The sequence below is a fragment of the Hydrogenophaga sp. 2FB genome (assembly GCF_005503365.1).
Lineage (GTDB): Bacteria > Pseudomonadota > Gammaproteobacteria > Burkholderiales > Burkholderiaceae_C > Hydrogenophaga.
Genome location: NZ_SCML01000003.1, coordinates 82447 through 108266, shown reverse-complemented (window position 1 = coordinate 108266; position 25820 = coordinate 82447). Strand labels below are relative to the sequence as shown.

Annotated in this window: 27 protein-coding genes; 4 read left to right on the top strand and 23 right to left on the bottom strand. The window is 67.1% G+C overall.

Annotated features, from left to right (window positions below; genetic code table 11):
- The 8 genes from FFS09_RS02745 to FFS09_RS02710 form a co-directional block, all read right to left on the bottom strand.
- Nucleotides 1-1461, bottom strand: coding sequence for a TrkH family potassium uptake protein (locus FFS09_RS02745; protein ID WP_171019842.1), 1461 nt, complete (start codon nt 1459-1461; stop codon nt 1-3).
- A 4-nt stretch (nt 1462-1465) separates the two neighbouring features.
- Complete coding sequence (gene trkA / locus FFS09_RS02740; protein WP_137917329.1) at nt 1466-2857, bottom strand: Trk system potassium transporter TrkA; 1392 nt, start codon at nt 2855-2857, stop codon at nt 1466-1468.
- Between the two features lie 136 nt (nt 2858-2993).
- Entirely contained in the window at nt 2994-4124 is a 1131-nt protein-coding gene (locus tag FFS09_RS02735; protein WP_137917328.1) for an acyl-CoA dehydrogenase family protein, read from the bottom strand.
- Between the two features lie 30 nt (nt 4125-4154).
- The gene (locus FFS09_RS02730) at nt 4155-4823 is read right to left on the bottom strand and encodes an SDR family oxidoreductase (protein ID WP_137917327.1); all 669 of its coding nucleotides are present in this window, start codon (nt 4821-4823) and stop codon (nt 4155-4157) included.
- A gap of 16 nt (nt 4824-4839) precedes the next feature.
- A complete protein-coding gene (locus tag FFS09_RS02725) occupies nt 4840-6027 on the bottom strand; it encodes an acetyl-CoA C-acyltransferase (protein WP_137917326.1) in 1188 nt (395 codons plus the stop codon).
- A gap of 28 nt (nt 6028-6055) precedes the next feature.
- Complete coding sequence (can, locus tag FFS09_RS02720) at nt 6056-6715, bottom strand: carbonate dehydratase (protein ID WP_137917325.1); 660 nt, start codon at nt 6713-6715, stop codon at nt 6056-6058.
- Nucleotides 6716-6765: 50 nt separating this feature from the next.
- Entirely contained in the window at nt 6766-7947 is a 1182-nt protein-coding gene (locus FFS09_RS02715) for an isovaleryl-CoA dehydrogenase (RefSeq protein ID WP_137917324.1), read from the bottom strand.
- A gap of 31 nt (nt 7948-7978) precedes the next feature.
- Complete coding sequence (locus FFS09_RS02710; protein ID WP_502703712.1) at nt 7979-8362, bottom strand: PaaI family thioesterase; 384 nt, start codon at nt 8360-8362, stop codon at nt 7979-7981.
- A 185-nt stretch (nt 8363-8547) separates the two neighbouring features.
- On the opposite strand from FFS09_RS02710, the gene FFS09_RS02705 reads away from it, so the two are divergent.
- Nucleotides 8548-9162: an IMPACT family protein gene (locus FFS09_RS02705; RefSeq protein WP_137917322.1), complete on the top strand. Its 615-nt coding sequence runs from the start codon at nt 8548-8550 to the stop codon at nt 9160-9162.
- Here FFS09_RS02705 and FFS09_RS31375 read toward each other — a convergent pair.
- A complete protein-coding gene (locus FFS09_RS31375) occupies nt 9142-9738 on the bottom strand; it encodes a TetR/AcrR family transcriptional regulator (RefSeq protein WP_137917321.1) in 597 nt (198 codons plus the stop codon). The two genes, FFS09_RS02705 and FFS09_RS31375, sit on opposite strands and share 21 nt — an antisense overlap.
- Before the next feature lie 68 nt (nt 9739-9806).
- On the opposite strand from FFS09_RS31375, the gene FFS09_RS02695 reads away from it, so the two are divergent.
- Nucleotides 9807-10232, top strand: coding sequence for a VOC family protein (locus FFS09_RS02695; protein WP_137917320.1), 426 nt, complete (start codon nt 9807-9809; stop codon nt 10230-10232).
- Between the two features lie 3 nt (nt 10233-10235).
- Here the strand turns inward: FFS09_RS02695 and FFS09_RS02690 are convergent, their stop codons facing one another.
- Both FFS09_RS02690 and FFS09_RS02685 read right to left on the bottom strand, forming a co-directional pair.
- Nucleotides 10236-10607: a DUF1304 domain-containing protein gene (locus FFS09_RS02690; RefSeq protein ID WP_137917319.1), complete on the bottom strand. Its 372-nt coding sequence runs from the start codon at nt 10605-10607 to the stop codon at nt 10236-10238.
- 51 nt (nt 10608-10658) lie between these two features.
- A complete protein-coding gene (locus FFS09_RS02685) occupies nt 10659-11078 on the bottom strand; it encodes a MerR family transcriptional regulator (RefSeq protein WP_137917318.1) in 420 nt (139 codons plus the stop codon).
- 168 nt (nt 11079-11246) lie between these two features.
- Between FFS09_RS02685 and FFS09_RS02680 the strand changes: the two genes are divergently transcribed.
- Entirely contained in the window at nt 11247-12185 is a 939-nt protein-coding gene (locus FFS09_RS02680) for a LysR family transcriptional regulator (protein WP_137917317.1), read from the top strand.
- A 10-nt stretch (nt 12186-12195) separates the two neighbouring features.
- Here FFS09_RS02680 and FFS09_RS02675 read toward each other — a convergent pair whose 3' ends face one another.
- The 7 genes from FFS09_RS02675 to FFS09_RS02645 form a co-directional block, all read right to left on the bottom strand.
- Complete coding sequence (locus FFS09_RS02675) at nt 12196-12858, bottom strand: RraA family protein (protein WP_137917316.1); 663 nt, start codon at nt 12856-12858, stop codon at nt 12196-12198.
- Between the two features lie 18 nt (nt 12859-12876).
- A complete protein-coding gene (locus FFS09_RS02670) occupies nt 12877-13713 on the bottom strand; it encodes a carbon-nitrogen hydrolase family protein (protein ID WP_137917315.1) in 837 nt (278 codons plus the stop codon).
- Nucleotides 13714-13735: 22 nt separating this feature from the next.
- On the bottom strand, nt 13736-14473 hold the full coding sequence (locus tag FFS09_RS02665; RefSeq protein WP_137917314.1) for an HpcH/HpaI aldolase family protein: 738 nt from the start codon (nt 14471-14473) through the stop codon (nt 13736-13738).
- Between the two features lie 47 nt (nt 14474-14520).
- Nucleotides 14521-15495: a Bug family tripartite tricarboxylate transporter substrate binding protein gene (locus FFS09_RS02660; protein WP_137917313.1), complete on the bottom strand. Its 975-nt coding sequence runs from the start codon at nt 15493-15495 to the stop codon at nt 14521-14523.
- Between the two features lie 141 nt (nt 15496-15636).
- Complete coding sequence (locus FFS09_RS02655) at nt 15637-16089, bottom strand: GNAT family N-acetyltransferase (RefSeq protein ID WP_137917312.1); 453 nt, start codon at nt 16087-16089, stop codon at nt 15637-15639.
- Nucleotides 16086-17564 (bottom strand): NAD-dependent succinate-semialdehyde dehydrogenase, encoded by a 1479-nt coding sequence (locus FFS09_RS02650; RefSeq protein WP_137917311.1) that lies wholly within the window; start codon nt 17562-17564, stop codon nt 16086-16088. Before FFS09_RS02650 ends, FFS09_RS02655 begins: the two co-directional genes overlap by 4 nt.
- Nucleotides 17565-17575: 11 nt before the next feature.
- Nucleotides 17576-18865 (bottom strand): 4-aminobutyrate--2-oxoglutarate transaminase, encoded by a 1290-nt coding sequence (locus FFS09_RS02645; protein ID WP_137917310.1) that lies wholly within the window; start codon nt 18863-18865, stop codon nt 17576-17578.
- A 91-nt stretch (nt 18866-18956) separates the two neighbouring features.
- Here FFS09_RS02645 and pdxR point away from each other — a divergent pair, with 91 nt between their 5' ends.
- Nucleotides 18957-20483, top strand: coding sequence for a MocR-like pyridoxine biosynthesis transcription factor PdxR (gene pdxR, locus FFS09_RS02640; RefSeq protein ID WP_137917309.1), 1527 nt, complete (start codon nt 18957-18959; stop codon nt 20481-20483).
- Here pdxR and FFS09_RS02635 read toward each other — a convergent pair.
- Genes FFS09_RS02635 through glyQ form a run of 5 tightly spaced genes read right to left on the bottom strand, consistent with a single transcriptional unit; the run spans nt 20480 to nt 25818 of the window.
- Nucleotides 20480-21394 carry a M48 family metallopeptidase gene (locus tag FFS09_RS02635; RefSeq protein WP_137917308.1) on the bottom strand — a complete coding sequence of 305 codons (915 nt, stop codon included), beginning with the start codon at nt 21392-21394 and terminating at the stop codon, nt 20480-20482. The two genes, pdxR and FFS09_RS02635, sit on opposite strands and share 4 nt — an antisense overlap.
- A gap of 8 nt (nt 21395-21402) precedes the next feature.
- Nucleotides 21403-22152 carry a lysophospholipid acyltransferase family protein gene (locus FFS09_RS02630; RefSeq protein WP_502703708.1) on the bottom strand — a complete coding sequence of 250 codons (750 nt, stop codon included), beginning with the start codon at nt 22150-22152 and terminating at the stop codon, nt 21403-21405.
- A gap of 19 nt (nt 22153-22171) precedes the next feature.
- Nucleotides 22172-22759 carry a D-glycero-beta-D-manno-heptose 1,7-bisphosphate 7-phosphatase gene (gmhB, locus tag FFS09_RS02625; protein ID WP_137917307.1) on the bottom strand — a complete coding sequence of 196 codons (588 nt, stop codon included), beginning with the start codon at nt 22757-22759 and terminating at the stop codon, nt 22172-22174.
- 10 nt (nt 22760-22769) lie between these two features.
- Complete coding sequence (glyS, locus tag FFS09_RS02620) at nt 22770-24890, bottom strand: glycine--tRNA ligase subunit beta (RefSeq protein WP_137917306.1); 2121 nt, start codon at nt 24888-24890, stop codon at nt 22770-22772.
- 22 nt (nt 24891-24912) lie between these two features.
- Entirely contained in the window at nt 24913-25818 is a 906-nt protein-coding gene (gene glyQ / locus FFS09_RS02615) for a glycine--tRNA ligase subunit alpha (protein WP_137917305.1), read from the bottom strand.
- Nucleotides 25819-25820: the final 2 nt, after the last annotated feature.

Here is a 25820-nt window from a genome sequence, read left to right as displayed (position 1 = left end):
CTACTTGCGCCAGAAGTGGCTGGTGAACAGAACCAAAACGGTCAGTAGTTCCAGGCGGCCAAGCAACATGGCGGCGGTCAGCACCCAGATCTGGAAGTCGTTGAGCACGCCGAAGTTGCTCGCCGGCCCCACCTCACCCAGGCCGGGGCCGATGTTGTTCACGGTCGCGACCACGGCGGAGAACGCGGTGACGATGTCCAGCCCCGTGAACAGCAGCACCATGGTCAACCCCATGGTGACGGCGCCGTAGATCAGCATGTAGCCCAGCACCGCGTTCATGACCGATGCGGGCATGATTGCGCCGCCCAGCGTGACCGGGTTGACCACGCGTGGATGCACGATGCGCACCAGCTCGCGCCGTGCCTGCTTGATCAGCAGCACCATGCGCACCAGTTTGATACCGCCGCCAGTGGAGCCCGCGCACGAGACGAAGCAGCCCAGAAAGATGAGCAGCACCGGCGCGAACACTGGCCACTGCGCGTAATCGGTTGACGCATAGCCGGTGGTGGTGGCCGCCGAGACCACGTGGAAGGCGCTGGCGCGCAAGGCCTCGGGAAAGCTCGCGTACTCGCCATGCACCGTCAGCAGCACGGCCACCAGCAGGATGGACACCATCAACACCGCGACATAGGTGCGAATCTCGCGGTCGTTGGTGAGCGGCTTGAGTGTGCGGTGGCGCAGCACCATGAAATAGCGCATGAAGCTCACGCCGGCCAGCGCCATGAAGACCGTGGCCACGGCCTCGATCTTCGCCGAGTCCCAGTGGCCGAAGCTCGCGTCGTGCGACGAGAAACCGCCCAGGCCCATGGTGGTGCACATGTGCATGAAGGCGTCGGCCCAGTCCATACCCGCCCAGCGGTAGGCCAGCATGCAGGCCACCGAGAACAGCACGTACACGCCCCACAGGCCGCGCGCCGTTTCCGAGATGCGCGGCGTGAATTTGGTGTCCTTCATCGGTCCCGGCGTTTCGGCGCGGTAGAGCTGCACACCGCCCAGCCCCAACAGCGGCAGCACCGCGACCACCAGCAGCATGATGCCCAGCCCGCCGACGAGTTGCAGGAAGCAGCGCCAGACGTTGACCGACACCGGCAGCGCGTCCAGGCCCGAGATCGCGGTGGCGCCGGTGGCGGTGAGCGCGCTCATGGCTTCAAAATAGGCCTTGGCCCAGCCGATGTCGGGCACGGTGAAAAGCAGCGGTACTGCGGCGTAGGCCGGCAGCACCACCCAGACCAGATTGACCAGCAGAAAACCGTCGCGCGTCTGCAGCTCGCGGCGGTGTTGCTTGGTGTACTGCCACAACACCAGGCCGCTGAGCACGGTGATCAGGAAACCGACCGCCCAGACCGCCGCATGCCCCTGTGCATCGAGAAACAAGGCCCAGGCCAGCGGCACCAGAAAGGCCGGCGCGAACGCCAGCAGGACGCGTGAGAACACCGCGAGGACGGGCAGCAGGCTGTGCACGGGTTTACCCAAAAAAGGTGGCGCCCACCTGGAACAGCTTCTCGACCTCGCGCACCAGGCGCTTGTTCGGAAGGAACATGACGATGCGGTCATCGGCCTCGATCACCGTGTCATGGTGCGGCATCAGCACCTCGGATTTGCGGCCCTCGCCGCGCACGATGACACCGATGCGCGTGCCGTTGGGCAGTTTGATCTCTTCCACCTTGCGACCCACCAGCTTGCTGGTCTTCACGTCGCCGCGCGCAATGCCTTCGAGTGCCTCGGCAGCACCCCGGCGCAGGCTGTGCACCGCCGCCACGTCACCACGGCGCAGGTGTGTGAGCAGCTCGCCGATGACGGTTTGCGAAGGCGAGATCGCGATGTCGATCGTGCTGCCCTGCATCATGTCCGCATAGGCACGGCGGTTGATCAGCGACAGCACGCGCCCGGCGCCCAGGCGCTTGGCCAGCATGGCGGACATGATGTTGTCCTCGTCGTCGCTGGTGAGCGCGAGGAACATGTCCATCTCACCCACGTTCTCCTCAAGCAGCAGGTCTTCGTCGGCGCCATCGCCATTGAGGATCAACGTACTCGACGGCAACTGGCTGGCCAGGTACTCGCAGCGCGTCTTGTCGTGTTCGATGATCTTCACCTGGCACTGGCCTTCCAGCGTGCGCGCCAGCCGCAGCCCGACCTTGCCGCCGCCGGCGATCATGATGCTGCGCACCGGCTTGTCGATGTTGTGGACTGCGCTCAGCACGGAGCGGATCTTCTGGGTGTCGGCCAGCACGAAGACCTCGTCACCGGCCAGAATGCGCGTTTGCGGCGTGGCCTCCATCTCGGTATCGAGCCGGTAGAGCGCGACCACGCGCATCTCGGCATGGGGAAAGCGCTCGCGGATTTCGCCAATGGTGTGCCCGACCAGTGCGCCGCCGTGGGTGGCGCGCACCGCGATCAGGCTCGCGCGACCGTCGGCGAACTCCAGCACCTGCAGGGCCTCGGGGTAGCTGATGAGCTGGTGGATGTAGCGCGTGACCGACGCTTCGGGACAGATCACATGGTCCACCGCAAAGCCATTCTTGCCGAGCAGGCTGTCGCCCTCGCTGAACTCGGGTGAGCGCAGCCGCGCGATGGTGCTGGGCACATTGAAGATGTCGTGCGCCACCTTGCAGACCACCAGGTTGGTTTCGTCGTTGGCGGCACAGGCGATGACCATGTCGGCGTCCCTCGCGCCCGCGTCCAGCAGCACCGACGGCTGGATGCCATTGCCCACCACGCCGCGCAGGTCGATCCGCTCTTCCAGCTGGCGCAGGCGGGCCGGGTCCATGTCGATCACGGTGATGTCGTTCTGCTCCGAAACCAGGCTTTCGGCAACGCTTTCGCCCACACGGCCAGCGCCCAGGATGATGATGTTCATGGTGGGGGGATCATACGAGCGGCGTGCCCCTCGCGCGCCTTTCCGGCCAAGACCTCGCGGGCTCGCGGGTGCGAGGCGCTCTGCTCCGCGACTGTCCCCACTGCCGTTGACCGGGGCAGCCGGAGAAAACAAGCGTTCAGGCCAACGCGCGCTGGATCAGGATCTTCTGCACGTCCGACGTGCCTTCGTAAATCTGGCACACCCGCACATCCCGGTAGATGCGTTCAACAGGGAAGTCGCTCACATAGCCATACCCGCCGTGCACCTGGATCGCATCCGAGCACACCTTTTCGGCCATTTCGCTGGCGAACAGCTTGGCCATGGCGGCCTCTTTCAGACACGGCTCACCGGCATCGCGCAGCGCGGCGGCGTGGTGCACCATCGCGCGCGCCACCTCGATCTGCGTCGCCATCTCCGCCAGCTTGAAACCCACCGCCTGGTGGTTGAAGATGGGCTGGCCAAAACTCTCGCGCTGCTTCGAATAGGTGAGCGCGCACTCAAACGCGCTGCGTGCCATGCCCACGCTCTGCGCCGCGATGCCGATGCGCCCACCTTCAAGCGCCGACAGCGCGATCTTGTAGCCCTCGCCCTCGGCGCCGATCAGGTTCTCGGCCGGGATGCGGCAGTTTTCGAAGTTGATCTGCGCGGTGTCGCTGCTGTGCTGTCCGAGTTTTTCTTCCAGCCGCGCGACCACGTAACCCCGGGTGTCGGTGGGCACGACGAACGCGCTCATGCCCTTCTTGCCCGCGCCCTTGTCGGTCACCGCGATCACGATCGCCAGATGGCCATGCTTGCCGCTGGTGATGAACTGTTTGACGCCGTTGATGACGTACTCGTCGCCGTGCTTCACGGCAGTGGTGCGCAGGGCCGACGCGTCGCTGCCCACATGCGGCTCGGTCAGGCAGAACACGCCCAGCATCTGGCCCGAAGCCAAGGGGCGCAGCCACTGCTCCTTCTGTTGGGTGTTGCCATAGCGCATCAGGATGGCGTTGACCGGGCAGTTGGTGACCGAGATCGCGGTGCTGGTGCCGCCGTCGCCGGCCGCGATTTCTTCCAGCACCACCGCCAGCGTCACATAGTCCAGCCCCGCGCCACCCAGCGCCTCGGGCACGCAGATGCCGTAGGCGCCCAGCTCGGCCAGGCCCTTGTGCACGTCCTTGGGGAAATGGTGTTCCTTGTCCCACTTCGCTGCGTTCGGCCAGAGCTGGTCCTGGGCAAAGGCGCGCACCGCGTCGCGGATCATGAGTTGGTCTTGATTGAGAGGCATGGCGTTGTCTTCTGCGAAATCGGGATGAGGTCACCAGGTGGCGGCGCGCCGGCCATCACGGTGAATGAAGCGGCCGTTGTCTTCGGGCGTCACGGAGGCCAGTGCGCGGCGCAAGTCGGCCACGCTGTTCTCGGCGGTCAGGGGCGCGGAGGCACCACCCATGTCGGTCTGCACCCAGCCCGGGTCCAGCGCCACGCAGGTGGCGGCCGGGTAGCTGTGCCGGGCGCTGGCCACGGCCATGTTCAGCGCGGTCTTGCTCACGCGGTACAACCAGGCGCCGCTGCCGGACACCTCGCCGATCTGGCTCATGCCGCTGGAGATCACGCCGAACACACCGCGCGCCGCCTCGACCGCGGGCAGCACCTGCGGCATGGCCTGCATCGCACCCAGCACGTTGGTGTGCATCACGCGGTCAAAGGCCTCGCGCGTGGGCGGCGTCTTGGCGTCGCCGCGATCGATCACACCGGCCACGTACAACGCCACATCCAGTTCCTCGCCATCGAGCGACCAGGTCAGGCCGCTCACGCTGGCGGGGTCGGCCACGTCCACGCGCAGGGCTTCGGCCCCAAGTTCGCGCAGACGCGCCAGGCCGGCTTCGTCGCGCGCGGTGGCGATCACACGATCGCCCGCTTCCAGGTACTGGCGCACGAACTCCAGGCCAATGCCGCGAGACGCGCCGATCACGAGCACCGTGGCCATGGTGGCGTGCGCTGTGTCAGACCAGTTCGATGGCCATGGCCGTGGCTTCGCCGCCACCAATGCACAGCGTGGCCACGCCCTTCTTGCCGCCACGCGCCTGCAACGCATGCAACAAGGTCACCAGGATGCGCGCGCCGCTGGCGCCGATCGGGTGGCCCAGCGCGCAGGCGCCGCCGTTCACGTTGACTTTCTCGTGCGGAATCTTCAGTTCGGTCATCAGCGCCATCGGCACGACGGCGAAAGCCTCGTTGATTTCCCACAAGTCAACGTCGCCGACCTTCCAGCCCGTCTTTTCCAGCAGCTTCTGCGTGGCACCGACCGGCGCGGTGGCGAACCAGTTGGGCTCCTGCGCATGGGTGGCGTGGCCCACGATGCGCGCCAGCGGCTTGGCGCCCAGCTTCTTCGCGGTGGACTCGCGCATCAACACCAGCGCCGCCGCGCCGTCGTTGATGGACGAGCTGGAGGCGGCGGTGATGGTGCCGTCCTTCTTGAACGCGGGCTTGAGCGCGGGGATCTTGTCGAGCTTGACCTTGCCCGGACCTTCGTCGGTGGACACCACGCGCTCGCCGCTGCGGTCTTTCACCGTCACGGGCACGATCTCTTTCGCGAACGCGCCGTTCTCGGTAGCGGCCTTGGCACGCGTGACGGAGGCGATGGCGAACGCGTCTTGTTGCTCGCGCGTGAAGCTGTATTTGGCCGCGCAGTCTTCGCCGAAGGTGCCCATGGAGCGGCCGGGCTCGTACGCGTCTTCCAGGCCGTCGAGCATCATGTGGTCGTACACCTTGTCGTGGCCCATGCGGTAGCCGCCTCGGCCTTTCTGCAGCAGGTAGGGCGCGTTGGTCATGCTCTCCATGCCGCCGGCCACCACCACGTTGGCGCTGCCCGCGGCGAGCATGTCGTGCGCCAGCATGGTGGCCTTCATGCCGGAGCCGCACATCTTGGAGAGCGTGACCGCGCCGGCCGACTTCGGCAGGCCACCCTTGAACGCGGCCTGGCGTGCCGGGGCTTGGCCCTGGCCGGCCATCAGGCAGTTGCCGAACAACACCTCATCCACCTGGGCTGGGTCCACCCCCGCGCGCTCCATGGCGGCTTTGATGGCGGCGCCACCGAGGTCGTGCGCGGACAGGCTGGCGAAGTCACTCTGGAATGCGCCCATGGGGGTGCGCGCTGCACCGACGAGGACGATGGGATCTGTTGCGGACATAAGGTTCTCCTGAAAATGGGGGAAGGGATCAGCTCTGGCGCACGGCGCCCACACCGGCCACGGCCGTGCGGTAGACCGCGTCCATGCTTTCGTTGCCATCGACCGTCATGTGCATGTCGTGCAGATGGCCATCGCGCAGGCCATAGACCCAGCCGTGCAGCGTGAGCGACTGCCCACGCGCCCAGGCGTCCTGCACGACCGTGGTTTGCGCCACGTTCATCACTTGTTCGATCGCGTTGAGCTCGCACAGCACGTCGGCGCGGTGAATTTCGGGCGTGGCCTCGAGCCGGTCGGCATGGCGGTCGCGCACGTCCTTGACGTGGCGCAGCCAGTTGTCGGCCAGGCCCACGCGCACGCCGCGCAATGCCGCGGCCACACCACCGCAGCCGTAGTGCCCCACGACCATGATGTGCTCGACCTTGAGCATGTCCACCGCGTACTGAATGGTCGACAGGCAATTGAGGTCGGTGGGCACCACCACGTTGGCCACGTTGCGGTGCACGAACACCTCGCCTGGCTCCAGGCCGGTGATCTGGTTCGCGGGCACACGGCTGTCGGAGCACCCGATCCACATGTACAACGGGCTCTGCTGCTTGAGCAGGTCGGTAAAGAAAGTCGGCCGCGACGCAACCATGGAGGCGGCCCAGGCGCGGTTGTGTTCGAACAGGTCTTTGAGTTGAGAAGTCATGGGGCAATCTTAGGCGGTCAAGCTGACGCCAGCGCACGTCATGGTCAAGCTCAGCAGGTTTCTGCGAAGAGTTCGCGGCCGATGAGCATGCGGCGGATCTCGCTCGTGCCCGCGCCGATTTCATAGAGCTTGGCATCGCGCCACAGGCGGCCCAGCGGGTACTCGTTGATGTAGCCATTGCCACCGTAGATCTGGATGCCCTCGCCAGCCATCCAGGTCGCCTTCTCGGCACACCACAGGATCACCGAGGCGCAGTCCTTGCGCACCTGGCGCACGTGGTCGGTGCCCAGCAGGTCCAGGTTCTTGGCCACCGTGTAGGCGAACGAGCGCCCGGCCTGCAGCACGGTGTACATGTCGGCCACCTTGCCCTGGATCAGCTGGAACTCGCCGATGCTCTGGCCGAACTGCTTGCGGTCGTGGATGTAGGGCACCACGTTGTCCATGACCGCCTGCATGATGCCCAGCGGCCCGCCGGTGAGCACCGCTCGCTCGTAGTCCAGCCCGCTCATGAGCACCTTGGCGCCGTTGTTCAGTCCCCCCATGATGTTCTCGGCCGGCACCTCGACGTTGTTGAACACCATCTCGCCCGTGTGGCTGCCGCGCATGCCCAGCTTGTCAAGCTTCTGCGCCGTGCTGAAGCCCTTCATGCCCTTCTCGACGATGAAGGCGGTGACGCCGCGCGCGCCCATCTCGGGTTCGGTCTTGGCGTAGACCACCATGGTGTCGGCGTCGGGGCCGTTGGTGATCCACATCTTGCTGCCGTTGAGCAGGTAGTAGCCGCCCTTGTCCTCGGCCTTGAGCTTCATGCTGATGACGTCCGAGCCCGCGCCGGGTTCGCTCATGGCGAGCGCCCCCACGTGCTCGCCGCTGATCAGCCTGGGCAGGTACTTCTGGCGCTGCGCGTCGTTGCCGTTGCGCTTGATCTGGTTCACGCACAGGTTGCTGTGCGCGCCATACGACAGGCCCACGCTGGCCGAGGCGCGCGAGATTTCCTCCATCGCGATCATGTGGGCGAGGTAACCCATGTTCGCGCCGCCGTATTCCTCGCCCACGGTGATGCCGAGCACGCCCAGCTCGCCCATCTTGCGCCAGACATCCATGGGGAACTGGTCGGCGCGGTCGATCTCGGCCGCGCGCGGGGCGATCTCGGCTTGCGCGAAGTCGCGCACCGCGTCGCGCAGCGCGTCAATGTCTTCACCGAGTTGGAAGTTCAGGCCGGGCAGGTTCGTCATGGGTGTCTCTCTTTGAAATGGTGAGGGGGCGTCAGCCCTGGATGTTGTCCCGACCGATCACGGCCATCAGCGTGCAACCCATGGTGGCGATCAGCTTTTCGCGCCCGCCGTCAATGGCGTAGGCGTGGCCTTCGCACACCGTCACGGTGCGCCCGGGTTTGACCACCGTGCCCACCATGCGGAAGCGCTCGCCCTGCGCGGGGGCCAACAGGTTGATCTTGAACTCGATCGTCAGCACCGCGGCCTCCAGTGACATCAGCGTGAACCCGGCATAGCCGCAGGCGGAGTCGAGCGCGGTGGCCACCATGCCGGCGTGCAGAAAGTCGTGCTGTTGCGTCAGCGGTTCTGCCCAGGGCAGCGTGATTTCGACCCGGCCCGCCTCGACCACGGCCAGCGAGGCGCCGAGGGTGCGCATGGCGGCCTGGCGCGCGAAACTCTCGCGTGTGCGTTCGGCAAAGCCCGGGTTGCGCGGTTCGAAGGTGGGGAGGGACAAGGGGAAACCTCGGCTGCAAAGTGAACCGCGATTCTACGTTGACGTTTACGTAAACGTCAATTTCGACACGTTAAATCCCGGTGCAGGCAGGACTATGCTCGGCGCCCATGCCCTTCACCCTGTCCGCCCCGGCCCGCAGCGAAAGCGTGATCAAGAAAAGCCGCTTCATCGGTTGCGTGGAGCCGATGGCGGACCGCGCCACGGCGCTGCAACGCGTGGCCGCCTTGCGCACCGAACACCCCACCGCCACCCATGTGTGCTGGGCGCTCATGGCCGGCGGGCATTCCGCCGCGAACGACGATGGCGAGCCCGGCGGCACCGCGGGCCGGCCCATGCTGGAGGTGCTGCGCCACCACGATCTGGAAGGCGTGCTCGCCACCGTGGTGCGCTACTACGGCGGAACGCCGCTGGGCGCGGGCGGCCTGGTGCGCGCCTACACCGACAGCGTGGCCCAGGCGCTGATGCAGGCGGAGAAAGTGCCGGTGGTGCGCTGGCGCGGGTTGCGCTGCGTCCTGCCTTACGCGCTGGAAGGCTGGCTGCGGCGCGAACTCGATGCGCATGGCGCGCGTCTGGTCGACGTGCAGCATGGCGAGGGTGTGATGGTCTCGCTGCGCGTGCCCGAATCGGGCGAAAGCACGCTGATCGCTCGTCTCAACGACGCGGGCCAGGGGCGCGTGGTCTGGCTGAAGGACGAGGAAACCTCAGGCCGGCACGAGACGTGAGATCAGCAGGCGCACGGCCTGCTCATACGGCGCGGCCGGCTCGCCCCGCGCGATCGCCAGCGCCGCGCGGTCGAACGCCGCCGACAGCAATGCGCTGAGTTCGCGCAGCGGCGCCGCGGGCTTGCTGTCGCCCAACGCTGCCTGCAAGCCTTCCTGCAAGGCCTGGAAGCCGGCCAGGTCGCTCAGCTCCATCACCTGCTCGGCCGACAACACCACCGGCGCCTCCAGCAACAGCAGGCGCGCGCGGCCCTCGGCCGCCATCGCCGCGAAGTAGGCCTGCGCGCCCGCGAGCAGCGCGGCCGCCGGCTTCTTGTGGCGCCGCGCGCCTTGCGCGATCTCGTCCGCCACTTCCTGCGCCACCTGCCGAACCACGGCATGGAAGAGCTCGGTCTTGTCCGCGAAATGGTGGTAGAGCGCGCCGCGCGTGACGTTCGCGGCCGCCACGATCTCGGGCGTGCCGGTGGCGGCAAAGCCCCGGGTTTCGAACAACGCGCGCGCGGTGCTCATCAGCGCGGCGCGGGTCGCGTCGGTGCGCTCGCCCTGCGAGCGGCGTTGGGGTGTTCGGGGACTTTGCATACATGCAGCCTGTATGTTAAATTTAACTTGCGTACATATTGTATGCAAATTCAACCAGGAGCCGAACCATGAAATCCACCAGCTACTACCCCGTTCTCATGACCGACCGCGTGGCCGAGACCGCGCGCTTCTATGAACAGCACTTCCGCTTTGCGCGCCTGTTCGACAGCGACTGGTATGTGCACCTGCAATCGACCGAAGACGTCTCGGTCAATCTGGCCATTCTTGACGGCGACCACGCGACGATTCCCATGGCCGGGCGCGGCGCGCGCGCGAGCGGAGTGCTGTTGAACTTCGAGGTGGAGAACGTCGACGCGGAGTACGCGCGCGTGCAGGCGCAGGGTCTGCCCGTGCTGCTGGAATTGCGCGACGAGCCCTTCGGCCAGCGGCATTTCATCGTGCAGGGCCCCGATGGCGTGCTGATCGATGTGATCAAGCCGATCCCGCCGAGCGAGGAGTTCCTGCGGCAGTACGCGCCGGGCGTGGCGGTGTGAGGCTCAGGCCGCCATTGAGCGGCCGAGGAACAGCAGCACCAGGCCGATGGTGGCGGGCAGCACCTGCACGAAGAGGATCTTGCGGCTGGCGGTGGCCGCGCCGTAGAGGCCCGCCACGAACACGCAGAGCAGGAAGAACACCTTCACGCCAAAGCCCTCGGGCCCAAGCCACAAGCCCCAGAACAGGCCGGCAGCGAGGAAGCCGTTGTACAGACCCTGGTTGGCCGCCAGCACCTTGGTGGCCGCGGCCGACGCGGGCGTCTGGCCAAAGGCGCGCAGCCCGGCCGGCTTGTCCCACAGGAACATCTCGAGCACGAGGATGTAGACGTGGATCAGACCCACGAGACCGACGACGACATTGGCAATCAAGGACATGCTTCCTCCAGGGCAATGAACGCTGCGAACGCGGCAGCGGCGCCGTGCAGCTTAACCCGCGCGCTCGGTTTTGGCGCCCTGGTCGATCTTGGCCAGCAGCGCGCGCGCTTCCTTCTCGTGCGTTTTCACTTCGTCGAGGTTGGCCAGCAGGTCGGCCATCTGCTCCTCGAGCTGGCGGCGGTGGTCGGCCAGCACCTTGAGGAACTTGCGCAGTTGCGGCCCGGTGTCGCGCGGACTGTCGTAGGTGTCGATGATGTCCTTGGCCTCGGTCAGCGAGAGGCCCAGGCGCTTGGCGCGCAGCGTGAGTTTGAGGCGTGTGCGGTCGCGCGAGGTGTAGACACGGTTGCGCCCGCCCGGGCCTTCGCGCTGCGGTTGCAGCAGGCCCATGTCTTCGTAGAACCGGATGGCGCGCGTGGTCAGGTCGAACTCGCGCGCCAGGTCGCTGATGGTATAGGTCGGGTTCGTCGCCATGGCTTGCTCAGGGGGTGGCCCTGGTGGTTTGTTGACGTTTACGTCAACGTCAGGCCGCGATCTTAACGGAATCGACATTCGGCCGGGCACGTCTGTTGCTCGTCATCCGGTTGAGCACCTTGAGCCGGCGGGTGCTGCCCCTACAATGAATTTTCAGTTCCTCTCCCTATGAACATACGCTTCCTGGAAACCGTGATCTGGCTCGCTCACGACCGGAATTTCCGGGTCACGAGCGAGCGGCTGCACATGACGCAGCCGGCCATCTCCAGCCGCATCCAGATGATCGAGCAGGAGTTGGGCGTGCGCCTGTTCGAGCGGCAGGCGCGTGAGGTCACGGTGACGCCGGCCGGCGAGGCCTTTGTGGCCGAGGCGCGCGAGATCATCCGGCGCTACGACGCGATGATGAACCGCCATCGCCGATCGGCCGAACTCGGTGGGCAGGTGCGCATCGGTCTGCCATCGAGCATGGCCCACCTGCTGCTGCCGGAGATCACGCGCACGTTGCGCGAGAACCATCCCGGCGTGCGGCTGGAAGTGCTGACCGATGACACCGCCGACAAGCTCACGCGGCTGTTGCCCGAGAAGCGCATCGACATCTGCCTCACCGCGCACCCGCCGGCCAGCCACGCGAACTTCGAGGTTCTGCCGATCTGCACGCTGGCCATGGTGTGGGCCGCGTCGCCCGTGCTGGTGCCGCCCTCGTCCGACCACTACACACCGCGCGAGCTCAGCCGGCTGCCCATCATTTCCTATGCGCCGGGCACGCTCAACGCGAAGCGTGTCGCCGAGTTTTTCGGATCGGGCCACACCGACACGCCGCACCTGATCACGTCGAACTCGCTGGCCACGTCGATGCACATGGCGCAGAACGGCATCGGTGTGGCGATGCTGCCGCTGGCGCTGATCCAGAGCCCGTTGGCCGACGGCAGCCTGCACGTGCTGCACACGCACCCCTCGTTCCCGCCGACCGCCTACTCGGCCGTGTGGATCGCCGACAGCGAGGGCGAGACCCATGCGCGGGCCATCGCGGAATTGACGCGCCAGGCCGCGCGCAAGCTGAGCACGCAGTTCCCGGCCGACGTCGTGTTCATCGCCGACGCCGACTGATACGGCGCGTTCAGGCCTTCGCCAACACCTTGTCCGACGCGCCGGAGAGTTCGCCCAGCTTGGCGCCGCGCGCGATGGCCGCTTCGCGGTCGACGCTGCGCTGCTGAATGCCCAGAGCCTTCTCGGCGATGGCGAGGGCCTCTTCGCGTGGCAGCACCAGCACCCCACTGGCATCGGCCAGCACCACATCGCCGGGCATCACGGCCACACCACCGCAGGACACGGGCACATTCAAACCACCGCCCAGGTCGTGCAGCCGCGTGGTGATGGGCGAGACGCCGCGTGCCCACAGCGCGAACGACGAGGCTTCGATTTCTTCGGTGTCGGTGCAAGGCCCGTCCACCACCGCACCCACCACGCCCGCTGCCTTCGCGGCCACGGTGACGCCGCCGCCCCAGCAGGCGTGGCGATGATCGCCGAGGCGGTCGACCACCAGGAAGTCGCCCGGACGCACCAGGCCGACCGCGTGGTGCAGCAACGTGGAGTCCGAACTCGGGATCGCCACCGTGACGGCCGTGCCGACCACGCGCCGCGCGGGGCGCAGGATGGACTGGATGGTCGGGTCCACAAAGCCCATCAGGCGCCAGTGCCCGACGGTCGCGGTCTCGACCTGGCTGAGCGCCTCGACGATGCGAGGATCCAGCGGCGGCGGCATGTGATTGATCGTGTACATCGCTTGCTCGTCAGCGTTTCAGGCCGCGATGGGCTTGCGGCGCGCCTGCATCGGGATGAGCCCACGCGCGTTGTCGATTTCCGAGCGCTGCACCCGCGCCGACACAAAGCCCACGCCATTGGACGCGCGCCCCACCACCAGGCCCCACGGGTCGCAGACCAGCGAGTTGCCATAGGTCATGCGGGCCTGGCCGTTGGAGGTGTAGGTGCCGACCTGGGCCGGTGCGATCACGTAGGCCTGGGTCTCGATGGCGCGCGCGCGGCACAGCACGTCCCAGTGGTCCTTGCCGGTCTGCAGCGCGAAGGCCGACGGCAGCGAGACGATGTCCACACCGCGGCGCGCGAGCGCCGAGAACAGGTCGGAGAAGCGCATGTCGAAGCAGATCGCGCAACCCACGGTGAAGCCTTCGAGGTCGTAGGTGACCACGTTCTCGCCAGCCTTCACCGTCGACGATTCGTGGTACTTCGTGCCATCGGGTGCGGTGATGTCGAACAGGTGGATCTTGCGGTAGGTCGCGACTTCTTCACCCTGGCGGTTGAACACCACGCTGGTGTTGTAGACGCGCGTGTCGCCTTCGATGCGCTCGATGAGCGAGCCGGCGTGCACCCACACCTTGTGCTCGCGCGCGAAGTTGGCGAGGAAGGTGTACGAGCCGCCGCCGGGCACCGAGCCGGCCGCGGCGTGCTTGCCTTCTTTCTCGCCGCCGTAGAAGTCGAAGTACTCCGGCAGCATGATGAGATCGGGGTGGTCGGAGGCGATGGCGGCCTTCATCAGTGCGGCGGCGTCGGCCAGGTTCTTCTGCTGGTCCGCGCCCGAGTTCATCTGGATCGCGGTGACTTTGAGTTCGGTTTTCATGGTGTCTCGATGTGTGTGTGAATCAGAGGGAATAGCCCTCGTCGGCCAGACCCTTGAGGGCGCCCTGGATGCCGTTGCGGATGGCCGCGTATTGCGTGGAGATGCAGACTTCGGCCGCGCCGTTCTCGACCGCGAAGCGGCGCTCGGCCGCTGTCCAGGCGGGCATGACCCAGATCTTGCCGGCCGCGCGCGCGGCATCGGCGCAGCGTTGCAGGTCGGCGCGGCTCTGGTCGTCGAAGCTGTAGAAGCCCTGGCCCTTGGAGAGGGCGAGGTCGGTCGGGCCGGGGAACAGGCCATCGACCACATCGAGCGCGACGATCTTCTCGACCTCGTCCAGCGCGGTGCCGGCTTCGATCATCGGCAGGCACTTCACGCGACGGTTTTCGTCTTCGAAGTAGGTTGCGGCGGGTTTCATGAAATTGACCGGGCGGCCACCGTAGTAGCTGCGCGTGCCCAGCGGCGGGAACTTGGCGGTGGCGCAGATGTCGGCCGCGTGCTCGGCGCTCATGATGTGCGGCACGATCACGCCGTCGGAGCCGCAGTCGATCGCCTGCTGAATGGCCTCGGCGTGCGGGCCGGCCACTTTGGAGAGCACGTTCATGCCCTTGGCTTTGGCGAAGGCGATGAACTGGTCCAGCGAATGCAAGGGGAAGATGCCGTGCTCGATGTCGAGCACCAGGCGGCGCACACCGCAGGCATGCGCGATCTCGATGTAGGAGAACTGGGGTTCGGAAACCCAGATGGAGAATTGGGTGGTCAAGGGAAATTCCTGAGGGCGAGCGGCGAAGCCGCTCCGGTGGTGTTGCTTCAGTTTTGCGTGAGGTTCAGCGACTCGGCCAGCTTGCCCAGCGACGCGCTCTCGGCCTTCGTGCGGGCGGTGGCTTCGGCCGGTGTGCCGAACACAGGCGTCAGGCCGGCTTGCACCAGCTTGTCCTGCTGCGCCTTGTCCTCAAAGCCCTTGGCGACCATGTTGCGGATCTGCGCGATGACCTGCGGCGGCGTGTTGCGCGGTGCGGCCAGGCCGAACCAGGCCACGGAGTCGAACGGCACGCCCAGCTCGGTCGCGGTCGGCACCTGGGGCAGCGCGGGCGAGCGCGTCTTGCTGGTGACGAACAAGGCGGTGAGCTTGTCGGTGTCGATGTAAGGCTTGATCACGCCCACGTTGTCGATCGTGGCTTCGATGTGGCCGCCCAGCAGGTCGTTGAGCGAGGGCACGCTGCCTTTGTAGGGCACCGAAAGCAGCTGGACACCGGCGGCCTTGTCGAACAGCAACTGCGTGAGGTGGCCGTGGCTGCCCTTGCTCGCATTGCCGATGCGCACCTCGTCGGGCTTCTTCCTGGCATAGGCCACGAAGTCGCGCAGGTTTTGTGCGGCGAACTTCTTGTGCACCGACACCACAAAGGGCACGTCCACCAGCACCGACACCTGGGCCAGGCCTTCGAGCGCGTTGAAGTCCTTGTAGACCACCGGCGTCACCGAGTTGATGCCGCTGGAGGTCATGAGCAGCGTGTAGCCGTCGGGGTTGGCGTTGACCACCATCTTGCCCGCGATGGAGCCGCCCGCGCCGGGCTTGTTGTCGACGATGACGGTCTGGCCACCCTGGGCGCGCAGCACGTCGGCGACGGAGCGCGCCAGCAGATCGGTGGTGCCACCGGCCGTGTACGGCACGATGATGGTGATGGTCTTGTTGGGGAATGCAGCCTGGGCTTGCACACCCGCCGCGAAGCTCAACGCCAGGGCGCCCGCGACGCAGCCAGACAGAAGGCGGAGGACGGAGTTCATTGGAAAGGGCGATCAAAAAAATGCGCTGTCACGACCGTGTCGCGCGAACTGGTTAGGTCGTGAAAGGATTGTTCGGCAGCGAGGGGGTCGCTGTCCAAACACTTATTTTTTTGGCCCGATAAATTTTGCTCCGACGCCCCTTCAGCCTTGCTTCAGCGCGTGGCGGTACTGCAGGAACCCCGACCGCTCGGCGATGCGGTCGTACAGCTTCATCGCGTCGGTGTTGGTCTGGTGCGTGAGCCAGTGCACGCGCGAGCAGCCCGCCGTCTGGGCATCGGCGTACACGTGCTCGATGAGACGGCGCCCATGGCCGCCGCCGCGCACATCGGTGGCGACGAACAGGTCCTGCAGGTAGCAGTAGTGGCCGGTCGTCCAGGTGGAGCGGTGGAAGATCCAGTGCACCAGTCCCACGGGGCGCCCATCGGCGTCCAGGGCCAGTGCGCACTGCATGGGCTCGTTCGCGTCGTGCAGGCGCCGCCAGGTCTCTGCGGTCACGCTGTCGTCGATGTCGACCTTGTAGAACTGCTGGTAGCCCTTCCAGAGCGCCAGCCAGGCGCCGTGGTCGTCGGGGCGCGCAAGGCGGATCGCGCTCATTTGTGGATGTCTCCCAGGCACAGGTATTTCAGTTCGACGTAGTCGTCCATGCCATGGCGCGAGCCTTCGCGGCCCAGGCCCGATTGTTTGACGCCGCCGAAGGGCACGTGTTCGCTGGCGATGATGCCGGCGTTGATGCCGACCATGCCGTACTCCAGCGCCTCGGCGACGCGGTAGATGCGCCCCACGTCGCGGCTGTAGAAGTAGCTCGCGAGGCCGAACTCGGTGTCGTTGGCTGCGTCAATCGCTTCCTGCTCGGTGCTGAACCTGAACACCGGCGCGAAGGGGCCGAAGGTTTCCTCTTTCGCGCACAGCATGTCGGCCGTCGCGTCGGCCACCACCGTGGGTTCGAAGAACTGCCCGTCGAGCCGGTGGCCGCCAGCCACCACGCGGCCGCCCTTGGCGCGCGCGTCGTCCAGGTGGCGCTGCACCTTGTCGAGTGCGGCGGGCTCGATCAGCGGGCCTTGCGCCACGCCGTCGGCAAAGCCATTGCCCACCTTGAGCGCCGAAACGCGCGCGGCGAACTTTTGCACGAAGGCGTCGTACACGCCGCCCTGCACATAGAGGCGGTTGGCGCACACGCAGGTCTGGCCGGCGTTGCGGAACTTGCTGGCGAGCGCGCCTTCGACCGCGCTGTCGATGTCGGCGTCGTCAAACACGATGAAGGGCGCGTTGCCGCCGAGTTCGAGCGCCAGCTTCTTCACCGTCGGCGCGCACTGCGCCATGAGGATGCGGCCGACTTCGGTGGAGCCGGTGAAGCTCAGGTGGCGCACCACGTCGCTCGCGCACAGCGCCTTGCCCACGGCGATGCTGTTGTCGCTGTCGGCGGTGATGACGTTGAACACACCCGCCGGGATACCGGCGCGCACGGCCAGCTCGGCGGCGGCCAGCGCGGTCAACGGCGTGAGCTCGGCCGGCTTGATGATCACCGGGCAACCGGCCGCCAACGCGGGCGCAACCTTGCGCGTGATCATGGCCAACGGGAAGTTCCACGGCGTGATGGCGGCGCACACGCCGATGGGCTGGCGCACCACCATCAGACGGCGCGTCGGGTCGAAGGTGCTCAGGGTTTCGCCGTTCACGCGCTTGGCCTCTTCGGCGTACCACTCGACGAAGCTCGCGCCGTAGGCGACTTCGCCTTTGGCCTCGGCAAACGGCTTGCCCTGCTCGGCGGTCATGAGGCGACCCAGGTCGTCCTGGTTCGCCATCAGCAGGTCGTACCACTTGCGCAGGATGACGCTGCGCTCCTTGGCGGACTTCGCACGCCATGCGGGCCAGGCCGCGTTCGCGGCAGCGATGGCGGCTTCGGCATCGGCCGCGCCGAGGTTCGGCACTTCGGCTAGCAGCGCGCCGGTGGCCGGGTCGTGCACGGCGAAGCGGCTCGCGCCGCCCACCCAGCGGCCATCGATCAGGGCGTCGTTCTTCAGCAGGCTCGGGTCGGCCAGCAAGGCCAGCGGATTGGTTTTCATGTCCATGGTCGGGCTCCTCAGACGGCAGCGGTTTCGGTGGTGGCGGCTTGCAGCGATTCGCGCAGCGTGAGCAACGCGGCGTCGAACTGCGCATCGGGGATGGTCAGCGGGTAAAGGAAACGGATCACGTTGCCGTAGGTGCCGCAGGTCAGCAGCAGCAGGCCACGGGCGAGCGCTTCCTTCTGCACGCGCGCGGCCATGGTGGCGTCGGGCGCGCGGGTGGCGGGGTGGGCAAACTCCACCGCCACCATCGAACCCAGGCCACGGACGTCGGTGATGGCCGGGAAGCCGTCGCGCCATTCGTTGAGCGTGTCCTGCAGCTTCGCGCCCAGGCGAACGGAGCGCTCCAGCAGCTTCTCGGCGGCGATCGTGTCGAGCACGGCGTGCGCGGCGGCCACGGCCAGCGGGTTGGCGGCGTAGGTGCCCCCCAGACCACCGGGCGCTGGCGCGTCCATCACCTCGGCGCGGCCGCAGACGGCGGACAGCGGCATGCCACCGGCCAGGCTCTTGGCCATGGTGATCAGGTCGGGGTTCACGCCGTGGTGCTCCATCGCGAACAGCTTGCCGGTGCGGCCGAAGCCGGTCTGCACTTCGTCGGCGATCAGCAGGATGCCGTGGCGGTCGCACACGGTGCGCAATGCCTGCATGAGCGCAGTGGGCGCGATGTTGAAGCCGCCCTCGCCCTGCACCGGCTCCAGGATGATGGCCGCGACGCGCGCGGCTTCGATGTCGGACTTGAAGAGCTGTTCCAGCGCTTCGATGCTCTCTTCCACCGTGATGCCGCGCACGGCGTTGGGGAACGGCAGGTGGTAGACCTCGCCCGGGAACGGGCCGAAGCCGGTCTTGTAGGGCACGACCTTGCCGGTGAGCGCCAGTCCCATCATGGTGCGGCCGTGGAAGCCACCGCTGAAGGCCACGACGCCTGGACGCCCGGTGTGGTGGCGCGCGATCTTGATGGCGTTTTCCACGGCTTCAGCGCCGGTCGTGAAGAAGGCCGTCTTCGCCGGGCCGGCGATTGGCGCCAGCGCGTTGATGCGTTCGGCCAGGGACACGGCGCTCTCGTACGGCACGATCTGGTAGGCCGTGTGCGTGAAGCGGTCGAGCTGCGCGCGGATCGCGGCCACGATCGCCGGGTGGCGGTGGCCGGTGTTGAGCACCGCGATGCCGGCCGCGAAGTCGGTGAAGGCCCGGCCTTCCACGTCCCACAACGTGGCGTTCTCGGCGCGGTCGGCGTAGAAGTTGCACATCACGCCCACACCGCGCGGGGCGGCGGACTGGCGACGTTGGTCGAGTTGCTGGTTCAGCATGCTGGTGGTTCCCGGGATGAAAGAAAAAACGGATTACAGTCCGAATCGGACCCATACAAAAGAACCACATCCGAAAATCGGATAGAACCAATTGAAATCCCTCATCGGCGACCTTCTGCTGCAGCGCCTCGCGGCGGCGCGCGGTGCGGCATCCACCGCCGCCCCCACCAACCGCTTGCTGTACGACTGCCTGCGCGGCGCGATCCTGGACGGCACCCTGCCCGCGGCCACGCGCCTGCCCCCCTCGCGCGATCTCGCGCGCGAACTGGCCCTGTCGCGCAACACCGTCGTGTTCGCCTACGACCAGTTGCTGGCCGAGGGCTACGTGCGTTCGCGCGTGGGCAGCGGCACCTTCGTGGCCGAGGTGTTCCCGGACGCCTACACCAACGTCGCGCCACGGGCGTCGGCGGCGCGCGCCCCGCGCGCTGGCCAGGCCCCGTCGGCGGTCGCGATGCCTCCGCTGTCGCAGCGCGCCCGCGGCCTGCTCGGGCGCATCTCGGCCGCGTCCGTGCAATGGGGCGCATTCATGCCGGGCGTGCCCGACGTCACCGCGTTCCCGCACCGGCGTTTCGCGCAAATCCTCGCCCAGCACGCGCGCCGCGGTTCGCCGTCGCTGCGCAGCTACGCCACGGCGGGCGGGCACCCCGCCCTGCAACGCAGCCTGGCGAATTACCTGCGGCAGGCGCGCTCGGTGAATGGCGAGGCCGGGCAGATCCTGATCACCGAAGGCATCCACCAGGCGATCGATCTGGTCACGCGCCTGTTGGCCGACCCGGGGGATGCGGCCTGGGTGGAAGACCCGGGCTACTGGGGCACCCGCAGCATCCTGGGCGTGAACGGCATCGATGTGCGCGCGATGCCGGTCGATATCGAGGGCCTGCAGATCCCTGAGAACACGCCCGACGACCCGAAACTGCGCCTGGCCTTCGTGACGCCCTCGCACCAGTACCCGCTGGGTTCGGTGATGAGCCTCACGCGCCGGCTGGCCTTGCTGGAAGCCGCGCGCCGCCGCCGGCTGTGGGTGGTGGAAGACGACTACGACAGCGAGTTCCGCTTCGCCGGTCAACCCATCCCGTCATTGCAAGGCCTGGTCGACGACGCGCCGGTGATCTACGTCGGCACCTTCAGCAAGACGCTCTACCCGGGCCTGCGCACCGCCTACATGGTGTTGCCGCCGGCGTTGGCGGACACCTTCCGCTCGGCGCAGATGGAGCTGTACCGCGGCGGGCACCTGCTGGAGCAGGCCGCGTTGGCCGACTTCATGGACAGCGGCCAGTACGCCGCGCACATCCGCCGCATGCGCATCCTCTATGGGGCGCGCCGCGCGCGGCTGATCGCGCTGGTGGAAGAGCGGCTGGGCCCGGGCTGGATCCACCCGTTCGACAGCAATGCGGGACTGCACCTGGTGCTGTCGCTGCCGGCGGGCGTGTCGGACGTCGACATCACCGCCGAGGCCGGCCGTGCCGGGGTGCTGGTGCGGCCACTGTCGCGCTACTACGCGGCACCCGATGCACCGGCCGGGCTGCTGCTGGGTTTCGCGAGCGTGCCGGAGACGGCGATGGCCGCGCCGCTGGACATCCTGGCGCGCTGCATCGAGCGCGCGGTGAACAGGCCCTAGTCGTCCAGCGGCACTGCCGCCTCGCGCAGCGCGCGGCGGCGCTGTGCATGGTCGGGCAGCACGCGCGCGACCACGTCCCAGAACTGCGGGCTGTGGTCCATGTGGTGCAGGTGGCTGAGCTCGTGCACCACCACGTAGTCGATCATGTCCAGCTTGAGATGGATCAACCGCCAGTTCAGGCGGATCGAACCGTCGGCGCTCGCGCTGCCCCAGCGCGTGCCGGCGCTGGAGAGGCGCAGCTTGCTGTAGCGCACGCCGAGTTGCGGCGCGAAGTGGTCCAGCCGCTCGGTGAACAGGGCTTTGGCGCGCTTCATCAGCCAGGCCTGCGCCGCGTCGCGGATCTGCGTTTCCTGCGCGCTCTGCGACAGCCCGAGGCGCAAGGTCGCGATGCCGCCTGCTTCGGTGGCCGGCTCGACCACCGCACCCACCTGCGTGAAGGCGTGCGTGGGGTCGAGTGCCAGGCGCATGCGTTCGCCCAGGTAGTCGAACTCCACGCCATCGGCCCAGTGGATGCGCGCCTGCGCCATCTCGCCCGCGCGCTGGCGCGCCGACTGCAGCTTCTCCAGCACCCAGGCCGATTTGTCGTGCAGCAGCGCCTCGACCTCGCCCACCGGCGTCCAGCGCGGCGCGCTCACGCTCAAGCCATCGGTGCTGACCGACAGACCGATGGTGCGGCGCTTGCCGCGCTTGAATTCGTAGGCCACGTCGCAGGCGCCCAGGCGCAGGGTGCGGTTGGCGCGCGGGTGGTGCCAGGTGGCGGGCTCGAACACCTGGTTCATCGGCAGCGCGGGTGCTGCGTCCACCACACGCAGCGGCGGCAGTGGAGGCGGCGCTGTCGGCCGCGCAGGCGCGACGGGTTCGGGGGGGGAACCGCCGAGAAAATCAAGCGCCAGTTGCACGAAGCGCTGCATGGTCGGGCTCAAGCTTCGCGGTAGGCCTCGGGGTCGAGCCGGCGCATTTCGGCTTCGATCCACGTCTCGACCTCGCGCATCAACTCATCCGGTTGGCGGCCCGCGCTCGGAATCGGCTTGCCGATGGAGAACTCCACCGTGCCTGGCTTGCGGATGAAGGCCTTGCGTGGCCAGCACTTGGCCGAGGTGACGGCGATCGGGATCACGGGCGCGCCGGTTTCCACCGCCAGCCGCGTGCCGCCGTTCTTGTACTGGCCCTTCTGGCCGCGCGCGATGCGCGTGCCTTCGGGAAACATGATCACCCAGGTGCCCTGGTTGAGCAGGCGTTGGCCTTGCTCGACCACCTTGTTGAAGGCCTGCGCACGCTTGCTGCGGTCGATGTGGATCATGTCCATGCGGCCCATGGCCCAGCCGAAGAAGGGCACGTAGAGCAGTTCCTTCTTGAACACATAGGCCAGCGGATGCGGCATCAGCGCGGGCATGCAGAAGGTTTCCCAGGTCGACTGGTGCTTGAGCAGCAGGATCGCCGGCGCGGTGCTGCCCACGGGCAGGTTCTCGAAGCCGATCACGTGGTTGCGGATGCCCAGGATCAGCTTGCCGCTGTTCACCGCCAGCTTCAGCCAGCCCGCGCACATCCAGTAGATCTGCGTGCTGTTGAGAAAGGGCGCGGCCACCAGCACGGCGAGCGCCCAGGGCACCACGGTCACGGCCATGAACAGGGTGTGCAGGATCGAGCGCAGCAGGTGGATGAGGATCATGTGCGGGGATGGAAGAAATTCAGGTCGTGGGTGGCTGCGCCAGCAGCCAGTCGGCAAACGCGGCGATGTCGTCGTGCGCGCGCGTGCCAGGCGGCAGGTCGGGCGCGAGCGCGGCCAGGTCGGCGTTTGTGCGCTCGCCGAGGCGTCCGCGCAGGTGTTCGGACTGACCGGTCATCAACAGGTGGGTCTGACAACCGGCGACAGCGGCGGCGCGCACGTGGCGCATGGCGTTGCCGGCGGAATGCACCTGGGCCATCGGCACGCCAAAGCGCGCACCGATCTGCGTGAACAGACCCGGCGCGGGCTTGCGGCAGGCGCACGCGTCTTCGGGCGCATGCGGGCAGAAGAACACCGCCTCCAGGCGCCCGCCCACCGCCGCGAGCTGGCGGTGCATCTTGAGGTGGATGGCGTTGAGCGAGGCCATGTCGAACAGGCCGCGCCCGATGCCGGACTGGTTGGTCGCCAGCACCACCCGCCAGCCGCCGTGGTTGAGCCGCGCCACGGCCTCGAGCGCGCCGGGCAACGCCTCCCACTCGTCCGGCGAGGCGACGTAGTCGTCGCGGCCGCGGTTGAGCGTGCCATCGCGGTCGAGGATGAGGAGTTTCATGGCGGTGTTCTCAGGTCGCGAGGCGCGAGAGATCGGCGACGCGGTTCATGGCGTTGTGCAACTCGCGCAGCAGGCCCAGGCGGTTGGCCTTGAGCGCGGGGTCGTCGGCGTTGACCATCACGCCGTCAAAGAAGGCGTCGACCGGGGTGCGCAGCGCGGCAAGGGCTTGCAGCGAAGCGGTGTAATCGCCGGCGTCGAACTTCGCGTTGGCGGCGGGCACCGTCGATCGCATCGCGGCGAAGAGGTCTTTCTCCGCCGCTTCGACCAGCAGCGAATCCTTCACCTCGGCGACCTCGCCTTCGGACTTCTTGAGGATGTTGGCGATGCGCTTGTTGGCGGCGGCGAGGGCGGGGGCTTCGGGCAAGGCGGCGAAAGCGCGCACGGCAGCGAGGCGTTTTGCGACTTCGCCCAGGCGGGAAGGACGCAAGGCCAGCACAGCATCGACTTCCTGCGCGCTGTAGCCCTGCTCGCGCAAACCACCGGCCAGTCGATCGAAGATGAAGTCGGACAAGGCGGCGCTCGGATCGGTAATCAACGCGCCGAATGCCGGCACGGCCGACTTCAACAACGCGACCACGTCGAGCTGCAGATCCTTCTCCACCAGCATCCGCACAACCCCCAACGCGTGCCGGCGCAGCGCGAACGGGTCCTTGTCGCCGGTCGGCAGGTTGCCGATGCCGAACATGCCAACCAGCGTTTCCAGCTTGTCGGCCAGCGCCACGACCACGCCCGTCATGTTGCGCGGCAGCTCATCGCCCGCGAAACGCGGGCGGTAGTGGTCTTCAATGGCGAAGGCAATGTCTTCGCTCAGGCCGTCGTGGCGCGCGTAGTAGCCGCCCATGATGCCCTGCAGCTCGGGGAACTCGCCCACCATGTCGGTCAGCAAGTCGGTCTTGGCGAGTTGCGCGGCGGTGTCGGCCTGCTGCGCGAGCACATCGCCACCGAGTTGTTGGCCGATGGCGCGGGCGATCTTGCGCACGCGCTCCATGCGCTCGCCCTGCGTGCCGAGCTTGTTGTGATAGACCACCTTGCCCAGGCCGTCGACGCGCGACGCCAGCGACTTCTTGCGGTCCTGGTCGAAGAAGAATTTCGCGTCGGCCAGGCGCGGGCGCACCACGCGTTCGTTGCCGCCGACCACGGCGCTCGCGTCCGCCGGGCTGATGTTGCTCACGACCAGGAAACGGTTCGTCAGCTTGCCCTGCGCGTCGAGCAACGGGAAGTACTTCTGGTTGGCCTTCATCGTGAGGATCAGGCATTCCTGCGGCACGTCGAGGAACTGCGTTTCGAATTCACAGATGAGCACGTTGGGGCGCTCGACCAGCGCGGTCACTTCGTCGAGCAGCGCGTCGTCGTCGATCGGTTGGCAACCGCCACCCACTTTCGCGGCAGCCGCCGCGAGCTGGCGCGCGATCTCGGCCTTGCGCTCGGCGAAAGACGCGATCACCGCACCGTCTTTCGCCAAGGTCGCGGCGTAGCTGTCGGCGTCTTTCAGCACCACGGGCGACACAGCCGCTTCGAAGCGATGGCCTTGCGTGGTGTTGCGCGCGGTGAGGCCAAGGGTCTTGACCGGCACGACTTGAGCGCCATGCAAGGCCACCAGGCCGTGCGCCGGGCGCACGAAGTTCACGCTGCTCCAGCCGGGCAACTCGCAATCGGTCTCCAGCTGGTAGCTCATCACCTTCGGAATCGGCAGCTTGGCAATGGCTTCGTCGAGCGCCTTCTGCAGGCCGGCGGCCAACTCGGCCCCGGGCGCCACGCTGTCGTAGAACAGCGCTTCGGCCTTGCCATCGGGTGCGCGCTTGAGGCCCGCCACCGCCGACGCGTCGGCACCCAGCGCACCCAGGCGCTTGAGCAAGGCGGGCGTGGGCTGGCCATTCGCGTCCAGCCCCACGCTCACCGGCATGAGTTTTTGCGACACGGCCTTGTCGGCCGCGCGGGGCAACACGCCCGTGACGTGTGCGGCCAGGCGGCGCGGCGAGGCAAAGGCGGTGACGGCGGCATCGGCCGGCGCAAGGCCTTGGGCCTTGAGCTGATCGGCCAGCACGGTGGCGAAAGCATCGCCCAGCTTCTTCAGCGCCTTGGGCGGCAACTCTTCAACAAACAGCTCAACGAGAAGGTTCTGTGCACTCATTTTTTGTTCTTTCAACCGGCGATCACGCGGCCTTCTTCGCCATCTGTTCGACCCACTCGCGCGGTGCCATGGGAAAGCCCAGGCGTTCGCGGCTGTCGTAATAACTTTGCGCCACGGCGCGCGCGAGGTTGCGGATGCGGCCGATGTAGGCGGCGCGTTCGGTCACGCTGATGGCGCCGCGCGCGTCCAGCAAGTTGAAGCTGTGCGCGCACTTCAGCACCTGTTCGTAGGCCGGCAATGCGAGTTGCTGCTCCATCAGGTTTTTGGCTTGCTTCTCGTGCGCATTGAAGGCGGTGAAGAGGAAGTCGGCGTCGCTGTGTTCGAAGTTGTAGGCCGACTGTTCTTTTTCGTTCTGCAGGTAGACGTCGCCATAGCTCAGTGTGTCGGTCCACTTCAGGTTGTAGACGTTGTCCACGCCCTGCAGGTACATGGCCAGGCGCTCCAGGCCGTAGGTGATCTCGCCGGTGATGGGCTTGCAGTCGATGCCACCCACTTGCTGGAAGTAGGTGAACTGCGTGACTTCCATGCCGTTCAACCAGACCTCCCAGCCCAGGCCCCAGGCGCCGAGCGTGGGGTTTTCCCAGTCGTCCTCGACGAAGCGGATGTCGTTCTTCTTCAGATCGAAGCCCAGCGCTTCGAGGCTGCCCAGGTAGAGCTCCAGGATGTTGCTCGGCGCGGGCTTGAGCACCACCTGGTACTGGTAGTAGTGCTGCAGGCGGTTGGGGTTCTCGCCGTAGCGGCCGTCCTTGGGGCGGCGGCTGGGCTGCACGTAGGCGGCCTTCCAGGGCTCGGGGCCGAGCGCGCGCAGGAAGGTGGCGGTGTGGCTGGTGCCGGCGCCGACCTCCATGTCGTAGGGCTGCAGCAGCGCGCAGCCTTGCGCGTCCCAGTAGGACTGCAGTTTCAGAATGATGTGCTGGAAGGTCAACATGC